This is a genomic window from Prevotella sp. tf2-5 (assembly GCF_900115435.1).
Lineage (GTDB): Bacteria > Bacteroidota > Bacteroidia > Bacteroidales > Bacteroidaceae > Prevotella.
Map to the genome: position 1 here is coordinate 16,966 of NZ_FOWK01000010.1, position 12,587 is coordinate 29,552.

The following is a 12,587-nucleotide window of genomic DNA, read 5'->3' on the forward strand; positions in this document are numbered from 1 at the left end:
AAATTAAGCGATTATTCCCACGGAGGGAATATTTTGTTCCCAGGCAGGGAATCTTTTGTTCCCACGCTGGGAATAAATAGTTCCCAGTAAGGGAACGTCTAGCGCAAATAATGCATCGTTATTGAAAATTAAGCGTGCGTTATTGATGAACAACGAGCAGCTATTATCGAAGATGAAGGAGAGATATTGGAGAGATAAAAATAATCTCTCCCGTGTCAGAACGCCTTTCTACAAAGGGAATTCCAGCGATGATGGGAGAGATGGAGATATTTTCACACATTGTTACAACAAAGAATGATATAATGCCATATAATTGTTTAGCATTGTCATTCTATTATAATGCTCAAGGATATTGTTCCTACATACATCATTGTATGTTTTTTCCCCTTTGATGCATACTTGTTTGATTGCATTAACAGCGGATTGTAAATCGCCTCGTTCGATGACTATGCCCGTTTCTGGGGTGATGACTTCAGGACTTCCACCTGTATTATACGTAATTACAGGTGTTCCACATGCCATTGCTTCAAGATTGGTCGTGGGGAAATTATCCTCCCAAGTTGGGTTGAAGAAAACATCACAGGCAGAGTATAATGCTACAAGTTCATCGATATTCTCTGTTCGCATAATACCAATAATGTTGTTGGGGAGTTTCTTTTTGTCTTTCTTACTGAGTCCCACAAGAATGATATGATAATCGTTAGGAAGCATGTGCCTTATAGCGATAAAATCATCTAGTCCTTTTCTATACCAGTTGGATGCAACTCCTAATATTACTTTCTTATTTTGGGGAATGCCGTATTTCGCCAATATATTATCTTTTTGTCCTATAGGCGTAAATCGTTGGACGTCAATGCCGTTTTGAATAAGATGAATATTTTTTGTTTTAAAAAATGATTGACGTAATTCTCCTTCCAACCATTTGCTTACAGGTACAAGGGTGAGATTGTCAACAGAAAGGAAGGATTGTTTTTTTTGTTGGAAGTTTTTCTTGGATCTGTCAAATAGCATACTTGCGGGATAGTTAGAAAGTAGAGGGCAATTGTTACACTCTGTTTTCCATTTCTCACAATTAGCGAACATATAATGTGCACAATGACCAGTAAAAGTCCAACAATCGTGGAGCGTCCAAACTACAGGCTTGCCATATTTAGACAAATATTCAAACAATAGAGGATAATTTAAGTAATAGCCATGAATGTTGTGTAAATGAATGATGTCTGGATTGATTTGTCGGATATAGTCAATTAGTTTCTTGGTAGCACCAACAGACATCAGTCCGTGATTATCAAATATGCGGGAAGCGATTCCATGAAGATATTCATCTGCCATATTACCAATGTGATAGAGTTGAGATTTGCTCTCATTGCTCCGTCTGCCATAAGCGATATGACTATCCCAACCGTTTTCTATGGTCAGAGCGCCAATGTCTTCTGCAATCTTACCATGCGACCCCCAGTTGGCTGTGATATTTATTTGTAATAGTTTCGGCATTAGTATGATTTGTTACAGCTTAAGAAATAGAATACGTGACGAAGAGGCCAGAACGGCTCAAAATGCCGTCTGTTGATAACTCTGTTCCCAAAAGAGAAATAGTGTTTGTAGTTAGACTGAGAGAATACAAATTTATAATGTTGACAGGCAATGTCGATAGATAATTTGTTGGCGTGTGTCAGTTTTCCATATGGGAAAGCAAAATAATCGCATGTCTTGCCAATATTTGTTTCAATCTCTTTTTTGCAATCGCAAATCTGATATTTTAATGTCTCTTCATCATTTGTGTTGATCATATAATGATCCATCGTATGGGCGCCGATGATGTGACCTCTTTCAGACAACTCCTTTATTTGCTCCCATCGCAAAGGGTGTTTGTTGGGAGTCATGACGATGTTATTGTTAAAATTGTCAATGTATTCTTGGTTCCCTTTCACATAATTGGGATTGATAAAGAATAGGGCATTAATACCATAATCTTCTAAGGCAGGTGCAAAGTAATCATAACACTCTGTAAAACCGTCATCGAAAGTGAATGCTACAAAAGGCTTGCTGGGCTGTTCCTGATTCATAATCATTCGCACAGCATCTTCTATCTTTATAAACGTAACATATCGACTGAGCACTTTCAGCATATGTCGAAAAGTTTCGGGCTCTTTCTCGTCAATGGTCCTGTGACCATTTAATATATGTATGCCATTGGCTGGGCGCGAGAAAGCTCCTAGCAAGTCCAAAACCCTATTTCTGGCAAATTGTCTAAGCGTGCTCATTGAGATCCTTTATTACTTTCTTAATAACGTCTATTTGGTAATGGATATTCCATTTTTGGTCAATTTCTTCAAAGGCAGCTTTTCTAATTGTTTCACGTTGAGATTCGTTAATATTTAGCCACGGTAACATCTTCTGTTTCAAATCATCTGTATCATTTCTTTTGAAGAAATCGCCAGTGATACCTGGTTTTATGGCTTCAAATTCTGGTCCCTGATAAGGAAAGTCGCCATGAGTGATGATAGGGCAGCCAAAAGTCAAAGAATGAATTGCTGTAAGGCCAACATTTCCTGGTGAAACACATACATGGGCATTATAAAATAATTCGCCTAGGATATTGTCGTCGTAACATGGACCATACATCCATATTTGGTTTTCTACACCTTGACTTTTCGCATAGTCGTCAATATGAACATCTTCAACATCTTTGCCAACCATCACACAGTTTGTCAGAAAACCTTCTTGCTTTAGTTTTTTTACACAATCTACAAGCATTTCTAATTTTTTCCATTTTTGTATTCTTCCACAATAGATGATCGTGGGGGCATCATTATTGAAATGTTCTCTATAGATAGTTGTTCTTTTTAAAGTGTTTCGCAGCTGTTTCTCTTTGTCTGAATCCATCGAATTAGCAATGCAATACATCTTGTTAGGAGAGATGCCTTCTTTCTCCATCAAGTCAATGGCGTAATTATTATATACCATTAATTTGTTATGAAGGGAAAAGAATACTTTCTTGATGATTCTTTTAATGCTGGATTCGCGCCCATACCATCCATGTGTCCATGCAATGGTTTTCTTGTTAAGTAACTTCGCAAGTAAAAGGATTATCCATGAAGAAAGACAATATGGCTCTCCATCTAAAATGTAATATTTATATGACTTGAAGATTAACTTAACAGAGTTTTTCTGCCAATAGAAATGATGGAAGTAGCGATTCGCTAATGTTTCTTTATAGCCTTTTAATTGATTATAGTCGAATGTCTTAATAGGGGTCTCGACCTTATTACCTAAATAGAAAGCACATGAGAACTCATCGGCCATTCTGTTGTAAATTGGAAAGCGATAATGAGTACCGATGTTTGTGATAACACATATGTTACTATAGTCTTCCATCAATCTGCGTTCTGTCTAAGATTCCTTTTACATCATATACAATGCCTTGGTTTCTGTCATAGAGGAAACTTCGGATGTCTTCGTTCTTAAACTCATTATGGGCAACACATAATACAACGGCATCATATTTACCTTTGAGATTGTTAATGTTTTCAGAAGAGATGTTGATACCATATTCCTTTTGTACCCTTTCTGCATTTGCCCAAGGATCATAGATAGTTATCTTATTAGTGTATTCATTTAGTGTGTGATAGATGTCTACGATTTTTGTGTTACGAATGTCTGGACAGTTCTCTTTGAAAGTGACACCTAAAAGCAAAATCTTTGAGTCTTTCACTATAACACCTTTTTTGTTCATTAATTTAATAACTTGATTGGCAACATAGTCGCCCATACCATCATTCAGCCTGCGAGCATTTGACATCACTCTAGGAAGGACTCCATAAACTTGCGCTTTTTGAATAAGGTAGTATGGGTCGACGCTGATACAATGTCCACCAACCAGTCCTGGGCTTAGCTTGATAAAGTTCCATTTCGAAGAAGCTGCTTCTATAACGTCATGAGTGTCAATTCCCATTGCATTGAATATTTTTGCAAGTTCGTTCATAAAAGCGATATTAACGTCACGCTGGGAGTTCTCAATAATCTTTGAAGCCTCTGCGACTTTAATACTTGGAGCTTTATGCGTACCATTGACTAATACGGAATTATACACGTTGTCAACAATATCTGCAATCTCGGGTGTACTACCTGATGTTACTTTCTTGATTTTTTCGACAGTGTGTAACTTGTCGCCAGGATTAATACGCTCAGGAGAATAGCCTGCAAAGAACTCTTCGTTGAATTTTAGCCCGCTGACTCTTTCTACTACAGGCAGACATTCCTCCTCTGTTACTCCTGGGTAAACAGTTGATTCGTACACCACGATATCTCCTTTAGATATAACTTTTCCTACTGTTTCACTAGCACTCCATAGAGGCTTCAAGTCTGGGCGATTGTTTTCATCAACAGGAGTAGGTACTGCCACAATATAGAAATTGCATGAACGTATCTCATCAAGATCCGTCGTGCATATAAACCCTTGCTGTAAAGCTTGTTGAAGTAGTTCGTCGTTAACCTCTAATGTTGAATCATGTCCTTGCATGAGTGAATCAACTCTTTGTTGATTCATGTCAAAGCCGATAGTGGGGTACTTCGTGGAGAACAAACGAGCCAAAGGAAGGCCTACATAGCCTAGTCCGATGACACAGATTTTTATATTTTCTTTTATCATTTCCATATATTATTTCAACGAGGATTTAAATATTATATTGTATGATTGTTGTCTTTTCTTCATTTGGATCAAAACATGCAAAAAGAAGGAATAGGATAAATAGGCCTCCAGTAAGTAAAGTTGAGAAAATAGAGGCATTTAGCATACTGAAAAGCGATGGTATAAAAATAACAAAGATATCACTCTTTTGATATCTGGATGTAATTGAGTCAATAAAGTATAGAAGAATGAGGAAAATTAGACCAGTGATAAAAACTCCGACTAATCCCCATGAGGCTATTCCTTCTGTAAGAAAGAAAGTCGCATTAGCATTTTGAGTATTATATGCAACAGCCATTCCTAATGGAACATCATAAGGGTATGCGTTTGTAATGGCATTTACAATATTTATGTGGGAATAATATGTATAGGGATTTTCTTGGAAGAAATGAAGATACATTTGTGTTAACCAGCCTGTAACACATATTGTTCTTAATAATACAATGGCAGCAATAGTGAATAGCAGTTCGTTTCCAGAATCACTGACTAACATCAAAAATGAAGAGGATATAATAATAATCCAAAAAATGAAGGAGTGCAGCCTGTCGCATATCAGTTCCTCTTTCCATTTAATAAGGAGATAAAAGCTGACAAGTAGAAAGGGAATTAGAAATGTACTTTTTTGCATGTCAACCATGAATAACGCGAGATAGCCTGCAAGAATTAATACAGATTTAATATATGATTTATATTTGAGATACCAGACTAACAAAAAGGGGTAAAAAGCTCCGACTAACCATCCTTGAATATATAGGATAAGACTTCTTTCTCCGACCTTTTCTGCATTTTCAGATCTTAGATCATAAAGTAAATCCACTTGGGTAAATATGTTGACAAAATGCATTGAACTAGCTCTGGAGGCAATGAATATAAGGGTCAAAGCCAAAGTGATGATTTCAATAACATACAGCGGCATTGTTGGCTTTATTTGAATTCCAACTATAAGAGGAACTCTGTGTAACTGGAAATACAAAACGAAAAATAAGCATAGGATGATGGCATATGAGAATATTTCAGCAGCAGACATACCGTCAATGACAAATAATCCGTGAACAAAAGGAATATATACGAGAATATATACAAAAAGGCACAAGAAGGTTGATATCTCATTAATGCGATGATAAAAAAAGATAGGGAGTATGGATATAATTATCCACGAAATGAAATAGATTATGCCCATGGGATTATAATCTATACCTTCCATATATCCAAATACTCCATAAATGTACTTCTCATATATAAAATCATAAAGAAGTATATATACTAATACACATAAAATCCTACTTGTAAGACTATCTGCATCAAAGAGTATATGTAATATGGTCTTCATAGGCATTAGATAATCTCTTTTAAACGAAATATAAGTATAAGCATAGCAGTTCCCCACAACAAAGCACTATTCCTATATTTATTAATAGAGAGTTGGCTGAAAGAGAGAATTCTTAGGAATAATATGCCTTTTACAATAAAGCAACATATTGCATAGACGAGAAGAATCAGATAGATGTCATGGATGAAACCACATAGTATACATATACTTCCAATACCACAAATAAAATACAGCAGATCATATTTCAGGAGTATATTTTGCTTGTTCTTAACACGGAAAAGAGGGAGAAGTGGTTGTGTTAGAATAGTGGGGAAAGACCATAATGCAAGACAAAGGGCAACTTTCCCTGCAGATTCCCATTGCGAGCCGAGGAACAGGACGATGATCTTGTCGCCTCCACAGGCGATGAACAGAAGAGGGGTAATAGCAATGACAGAGAGTATTCGCAGCATCTCGTGGGTCGTATAACTGATATTGTTTTCGTTAACGCAGATTCTCTGATAGTATACTTTTCCCATTGCCGACCCAACCAGTGACATCGGCATCAGCAATAATTGCAAGACGATGGAAAAACATCCAATGGCTGCTTTGTCGAAATAAACGGACAGGATGATGACGGGTAAGTTAAAAGCGGCAAACGAAAGCATACATGCTGGTGCATCGTAGAGTGGGAAGTTACGATATCGGGATGCCAGTTGTTTTATTTTTGCGAAACAAAAACTGCCATTCACACATATGAGTTTTTTTCTCAGCAAGAAAATAAGTAAAAAAATGGCAGTGAGACCCTGGGCTATTGTTGTGCCTAATATAAGTCCATTAATGGTTGCCAGACAGGCAAATGCCAGCAGAATTCGGAATAGAGCTTGTGAACCTCCTTGGACAATATTGGAAAAGGATAGGGTGTAGTATTGCTCATGCCTGTTGGCTATATTGTATAAGATAGTATATGCGGTATAAAGAAAAAGGTATACGATAAGGATTCCTGGTGTTGGGAATTCTGTAAAGAAACGGACTCCTCCCAATATGCATCCCCCAAACAGAATTGCTATAGCTGTAATAATGCAAAAACTCACTCCGATGCATAGTTTGATGATGTCAGGAACTTCCTCGTTTTTTGCCTGGATGATGACGTTCTCAAATCCAAGAAACAGACCGATGTTGGCTATTGCGACAAATGCAGAAAACACTCCCCATTCTCCAAATGCTTCTGGGGTGTATAGGCGTGTGAGTATTGGCGTAACGAATAATGGCAACATGTACATGAGAATGTTGCTCACGGAAATCTTCACGCTGTTCCGTATAAGAGAAGATGATGATATTTCTTTTATATGATTCTTCAAAACTTATACTTTTTGGGTGATGGCACGTAATACATTGTTATTCCCTTGCGCCCTAATTCCAGCATTTTTTGTAAACAGGGAGCTGCATAGAATACGTTGATTAGGAGATTGGAGATTTTCTCCTGTTTATGGATATTGCTGTTGAAGTGCTTAATAAGTCTGCTCTCTCTGGAGCGGCAATCAATGTCGCCAGTATAGCAGGTATATTGGCATATCTTACCATTTTCATTATAATAGCGGAAGGTTTGTTGCTTGTTGAGGAATTGTTGCCAATAGGGGTGCTCCCTATATAAGGTGGCCTCTACACAATGGTCGAAAGTCCCGATATAGAAAGCTGGCATTCCAAGATTGACGACGATGCCATTCAGTTGAGTCATCCTATAGTAAGGAGACATTTCATCCCAACAGTTCTGGCCTTTGTGGTGGTCTTTGGTTAGCCATTCTGCATGTTTGCCCCAAGCACAGACGGAATGTTGGATGTTGATGCTGCGATATACGCCAGGATAGGTCCTGAATGTTTCTGCTAAATAGCCTGCAGCCGTCTTGTCGGTCTTTGGATTAAAGATATATTTGTCGAGATCCACGCATCGTAGTTCTGTGAAAGGCATCGCTGGCATCATAAGTGTACCCTCGGGTGTCAAATAGTTGGTGATGGCATCAATCAGTTCTATTGCTGTCCCTTGGTAATTGTAGAATTCTTTCATTGATGCATGAATACAGAGTGTGCATCCTGGTTTGACCCCCATTCTGGCCATTGCTTCGATAATGTCTTTACTGGTATATTTCTTTTTATAGAAAATCATCCCAATTCTTTTATGAAGATTCTTGCGCATCAAAGAAATATCCTTGATTCCAGTAATCTTTTTAAAAAGAATACCTAGTTTTGTATAAAAACTGATAGCCATTATACGAAAATCTCTGAGATGTCTTTACGTATAATCCAAATAGAAGTTCCTATAAATGCCAACAGCGTAATGACAGCAACAAAGATCATTCGTTTAGGAGCTGCAGGCTTAGTAGGTACAGCCGCACCTTTCAATATGGTGAATGCTGGGGTACGTTCCTGAATCTTGGCTTTTGCCGATTGCATCTGGGTGTTGAAAGTGTTGTAATTGTTCAGTTTCAGTTCCATCTCACTTTCCATCTCCTCAGCCTTCAGACGAACGCTTTGCATGGCAATGTTGACATTGCCGTCTATATAGGCACCATAACGCTGGCGGGCTCTCTCGTAGTCTTGCTTTGCCTCTGCCGTTACTTGCTTGTAATACTCATAGTCTATACGGGCTTTGTTAGTACGGTATGTAGTGATGTAAGCTTGAAGTTGTTCTCTGACAGAGTCCGCAAGTGCTTTGCATATATAAGGATCTTGGGCTTGTGTGGTAATAGTGATGACCCCAGATTTTGAATTGACATGAATGGTAATGTCGTTTCTGATTTTTTCAGCAATGTCATCTTGGGGTTTCGACAAGTTATAAGGATCTTTGCTATTGGGCAGTTCTTTTGGCTTTTCACTTTTAAAGAAGCTGAAAATGGAATTCCACCAGGGCTTTTTCTGCCCAGTAGCTAAGTAGTCATAATAGGTACTGTTAATCGTGCCGTCTTCATTTTTTATTCTAAGAGAGAAAAGATTGGCTACAAACCCGTTGTCTTCCATCAGATTAGGGTATAGAAGTGGGGTGATAGCATCAGAAGTTTGCATTTCTCCAATATCGAAGCCAAAAGATGATGCAATGGAATTGAGAGCCCCTTTTCCGAGTGAATTATCAATTTCTGGTGCAAGTTTAGTCTCTGAGGCATAATACCTTGGAATGCTAAATATATAGATGCATGCAAGAATGAAAGCAACAGGTAGTGTTTTATAGAACACTTTCCTGTTCTTTCCAATCTTCTTGATGATTTTGCGAAGATCTATGATTTTAAGTGTTTTCTTTTCTTCCATATTCCTCTTCATTACTTAAACAGGTTGGCAACTGTGGCAGCCATCGTAGCCAGACTGGCTCCTGATGTCGCCATGGCCATCTTTTCTGCCATCGTCATCTTACCCTGTGCCTTGCTGGGGACGATAATCTCACAGCCAGGTTCTATCTTTACCTTGGCTCCAGCCCGGGCTATCATACCGTTCATGTAGATGATATAGGTATGTTTCTTACGGGCACTCTTACTATAGCCTCCAGCCTGATCGATGTAGTAGCTGAGTTTCTTACCCTTCTTATAGCCTACCGTGTTAGGATGGAGGACGGCACCGTTGATTCTGATGGTTCCGTTATACTGTGGTACAAAAATCCTGTCGCCTTCCCGCAGCAGGATGTCTTCCTCGCCACCAGGATGTGCCAGTGCCTTGTCCAGCTCGATACCAACGGGGTAGATGTCGGGAATCTGGAACTTCTCCAGTTCACTGGCACTTTGTTTCTCTGCCAACTGGGCAATAGCCATGGCATTGCTACTTCCCAATGCCGTCTCCATCAGGTTGTTCTGTTGTTCACGACGTGCCATCCGATAGGCTTCTTCCAGTTTGTGACGCTCTTCCTCATTGACTCTCCGTTCCAGACGGGCTCCCTTGACATAGGCATATTGGTTGGGACCTCCTGCCATCTTGAGGACATCACTCAGGCGCGTCTCCCGCTTCGAGAGGGAATAGATACCAGAGAACATAACCTCTCCTGATACAGTCACATTCTGTTGGACGCTATAGCCGGCACTCTGATGGACGAATACCTCATCGAAGGGCTGTAATACGAATCCGGGTTCTCCGTCAATGAAAAGTCCGTCCTTCAGTGCGAAGGAATAGGTACGGGAAATCATAGAGTCTACCCGTTCACTGGCGGGATTGACCATCCGTCGTGCCACCTCTACCTTACTGGTGGATGCGGAGTTCTTCAGTCCGCCAGCCTGTAGGATGAGGTCTTCAATCGTGGTATTCTCAGAGAAGGTATAGGTTCCGGGGAACTGCACCTCTCCCAGGATGGTCAATGTCTCTTTCTCCTGGATGTCGGTACGGGTAGGAACGAAGAGGACATCCTCACTCTGCAGGGTGACATCAGGGACGGTCTCGTTCATGATGCCCTCGATATCCACGGCAATGGTCGTCAGTTTCCTGTCGGCTTTCATGCGCTGGATGATACCATGTCGGGCAAAAGCATATTCCGTGACACCTGAGGCAGCCTCTATCACGGTACGTACACTGTTGATCTGTTCTCCTATCTGGTACATACCAGGACGGAAGACGGCACCCTTGACTTCCACCATATTCTCATAACGGGGAATGATGGAGTCGACAGTGACAGAGTCATTGTCGTACAAACGGAAAGAGTTGGCATCAAACTCCTCGACGTTGAACACGTTGTATTTGCCTGCTGCCTTCCGATAGACACGGGTGTATTTGGTAAAGGCATCACCGGTATAGCCTCCGGAATAGCGGAGGAGGGTAGCGAGCGACTCGTTTGCCTTCATCTCATACCACATAGGACGTTTTACCTTACCGTCAATATTCACCAGGTTGTCGTAGGTACCTACCTGTATGATGTCATTGTCGGCCAAGCGGACATTACCCGTCAGTTTGCCATTGAGCATATAGTCATAGACATCGACGACACTCAACAGTCTGCCACCACGGAACACCTTGATGTTACGGAGGGTACCCAGATCGCTGATACCACCAGCCATGTGCAGGGCATGGAATACCGTAGCAAAGGCAGAGAGCGTATAACTGCCCGGTTTTCTGGCCTCACCCATCACATGTACTGTAATGGTACGCGTCTGTCCTAGGGTCATCTGGATCTGAGAATCCTGATAGAAGGATCCCAACCGGTTCCTCAGCCGTTGCTTCGCCTGTGCCACCGTCAATCCGCTGAGTTCGATGACACCGCCATTCTCTACCGTGATGGTACCGTCAGGGGAAATCGTGGTACTGATATTGTCACGGGAAGCTCCCCATACATCGATATTGACGATATCACCAGGTCCCAGCACATAACTCTGGGGAGTGGCGATGTTCATCTCCGGTTCAAATGTCAGGTCCCTGCGGTTAAAGATATCCCGTCCGAAGACCTTTTTCTTGTTTTTCTTAGTCTTATACCGTTCCAGTTCGTTCTGCAAGTGTTTGACCAACTGGGCAGTATCCTGAGGTATCCACGCATCCAGCTCCTCCTCCAGTTCTATGTAATCAGGATCATTGGCATCATAGGTGCGGTTGTTACGATAACCGGTGATGCGCCCTTGGGCATACTCCCCGGCATACCTCTCATTTTCCAGGTAGTCATCATAATCCATGTCGGACTTCTTTTGGGGAGACTGTCCTGATTCCAAACGGCTGATACCGTTATTGGTACGCATACGGTCCTTGTTGTCAGCATTACCTACCGTCATGTCAGAGAAGGTGGAACCTTTCCGCATGTCGTTATACATCCTGCGGACTTTGCGGATCTGTGCTGCTGTTACTCCTCTCTGGAGCAGACGTGACACAATTTGAGACTGGGAGGTTCCCTTCTCACGTTCTTGCATGACATATTGGAGTACTTGGTTGTCGGTCATACCAGATTGTGCCCATCCTATGGAAGTTGCCAGGGTGAGACACATGAGGATAATGAATGTCCGTTTCATCATAATCAGTGCTAAAATTATTATATAATAACACGCAAAGGTGTGAATTATTGCGCAAATTTACACAATTTTTAGGAAATAACATGGGAGAATGGAGAATTTTGTGTATCTTTGCATCCGATTACAGTATCACAATCTTGGGGTTGACTGGATTTGACAGCGGGCTGAGATGGTACGTAAGCATGCGGAGTGACGGCTGTATACTCCATAATCCATTCGGTCGGAAAATTAATTGGCGAAACAAAGTACGCTCTCGCTGCCTAAACGAAGTACAGTAGTTTACTGGCTTTATCCCCTCACTAGGTGAAGGGACGAGACATCGCTCTTCTGGATGTTGTTCCGAATCAGGAAGGTACAGCGGTGCAGGAAAATCGGGAATAGTCTCTTGGAAGCCTCGGCTGGGGGATGAAAACTTAGAGGATAAGGTTGCGGTTGGTGGTCCAGGTCTTGCCGCATCACGAAAATGAAGGCTGGAATAAGCATGTAGAAAGCGTATGGTTTCCCTGTTTGGACGAGGGTTCGACTCCCTCCAGCTCCACTATGTTACGCAGGAAGAACTCTCACCCTCGTGAGGGTTCTTTTAGTCGCTACGCTTTGTAAAAGCGACTTTGTCGATGACGACTCCCTC

At 41.0% G+C, this 12,587-nt stretch carries 9 protein-coding genes and 1 other RNA gene; 1 reads left to right on the forward strand and 9 read right to left on the reverse strand.

Translation table 11 applies throughout. The features are described from left to right. Positions 1 to 282: 282 nt before the first annotated feature. The 9 genes from BM257_RS10645 to BM257_RS10685 all read right to left on the reverse strand — a co-directional run bounded on the left by BM257_RS10645 (position 283) and on the right by BM257_RS10685 (position 11,959). Positions 283 to 1,494: a glycosyltransferase gene (locus tag BM257_RS10645; RefSeq protein ID WP_092072215.1), complete on the reverse strand. Its 1,212-nt coding sequence runs from the start codon at positions 1,492 to 1,494 to the stop codon at positions 283 to 285. Then, positions 1,494 to 2,264, reverse strand: a complete 771-nt coding sequence (locus BM257_RS10650) for a polysaccharide deacetylase family protein (protein WP_092072218.1) — start codon at positions 2,262 to 2,264, stop codon at positions 1,494 to 1,496. The genes BM257_RS10645 and BM257_RS10650 overlap by 1 nt, the downstream gene beginning before the upstream one ends. Further along, a complete protein-coding gene (locus BM257_RS10655; protein WP_092072220.1) occupies positions 2,251 to 3,378 on the reverse strand; it encodes a glycosyltransferase in 1,128 nt (375 codons plus the stop codon). Before BM257_RS10655 ends, BM257_RS10650 begins: the two co-directional genes overlap by 14 nt. Continuing rightward, the gene (locus tag BM257_RS10660; protein WP_143096832.1) at positions 3,365 to 4,657 is read right to left on the reverse strand and encodes a nucleotide sugar dehydrogenase; all 1,293 of its coding nucleotides are present in this window, start codon (positions 4,655 to 4,657) and stop codon (positions 3,365 to 3,367) included. Before BM257_RS10660 ends, BM257_RS10655 begins: the two co-directional genes overlap by 14 nt. A gap of 19 nt (positions 4,658 to 4,676) precedes the next feature. After that, positions 4,677 to 6,020: a hypothetical protein gene (locus BM257_RS10665; protein WP_092072557.1), complete on the reverse strand. Its 1,344-nt coding sequence runs from the start codon at positions 6,018 to 6,020 to the stop codon at positions 4,677 to 4,679. A 5-nt stretch (positions 6,021 to 6,025) separates the two neighbouring features. Beyond that, a complete protein-coding gene (locus tag BM257_RS10670) occupies positions 6,026 to 7,360 on the reverse strand; it encodes an oligosaccharide flippase family protein (RefSeq protein WP_092072223.1) in 1,335 nt (444 codons plus the stop codon). Then, positions 7,357 to 8,064, reverse strand: coding sequence for an AAC(3) family N-acetyltransferase (locus BM257_RS10675; protein WP_255405790.1), 708 nt, complete (start codon positions 8,062 to 8,064; stop codon positions 7,357 to 7,359). Before BM257_RS10675 ends, BM257_RS10670 begins: the two co-directional genes overlap by 4 nt. 200 nt (positions 8,065 to 8,264) lie before the next feature. Further along, positions 8,265 to 9,299 (reverse strand): GumC domain-containing protein, encoded by a 1,035-nt coding sequence (locus BM257_RS10680; RefSeq protein WP_092072560.1) that lies wholly within the window; start codon positions 9,297 to 9,299, stop codon positions 8,265 to 8,267. A gap of 11 nt (positions 9,300 to 9,310) precedes the next feature. Beyond that, on the reverse strand, positions 9,311 to 11,959 hold the full coding sequence (locus BM257_RS10685) for a polysaccharide biosynthesis/export family protein (protein ID WP_092072563.1): 2,649 nt from the start codon (positions 11,957 to 11,959) through the stop codon (positions 9,311 to 9,313). A 139-nt stretch (positions 11,960 to 12,098) separates the two neighbouring features. On the opposite strand from BM257_RS10685, the gene ssrA reads away from it, so the two are divergent. Then, positions 12,099 to 12,500: a transfer-messenger RNA gene (ssrA, locus tag BM257_RS10690) on the forward strand. Positions 12,501 to 12,587 lie beyond the last annotated feature (87 nt).

Excerpts from the sequence above, each read along its gene's own strand:
- BM257_RS10660 (WP_143096832.1), bottom strand. The coding sequence starts at position 4,657 with ATGGAAATGATAAAAGAAAATATAAAAATCTGTGTCATCGGACTAGGC.
- BM257_RS10685 (WP_092072563.1), bottom strand. The coding sequence starts at position 11,959 with ATGAAACGGACATTCATTATCCTCATGTGTCTCACCCTGGCAACTTCC.
- BM257_RS10655 (WP_092072220.1), bottom strand. The coding sequence starts at position 3,378 with ATGGAAGACTATAGTAACATATGTGTTATCACAAACATCGGTACTCAT.
- BM257_RS10650 (WP_092072218.1), bottom strand. The coding sequence starts at position 2,264 with ATGAGCACGCTTAGACAATTTGCCAGAAATAGGGTTTTGGACTTGCTA.
- BM257_RS10665 (WP_092072557.1), bottom strand. The coding sequence starts at position 6,020 with ATGAAGACCATATTACATATACTCTTTGATGCAGATAGTCTTACAAGT.
- BM257_RS10645 (WP_092072215.1), bottom strand. The coding sequence starts at position 1,494 with ATGCCGAAACTATTACAAATAAATATCACAGCCAACTGGGGGTCGCAT.
- BM257_RS10680 (WP_092072560.1), bottom strand. The coding sequence starts at position 9,299 with ATGGAAGAAAAGAAAACACTTAAAATCATAGATCTTCGCAAAATCATC.
- BM257_RS10675 (WP_255405790.1), bottom strand. The coding sequence starts at position 8,064 with ATGAAAGAATTCTACAATTACCAAGGGACAGCAATAGAACTGATTGAT.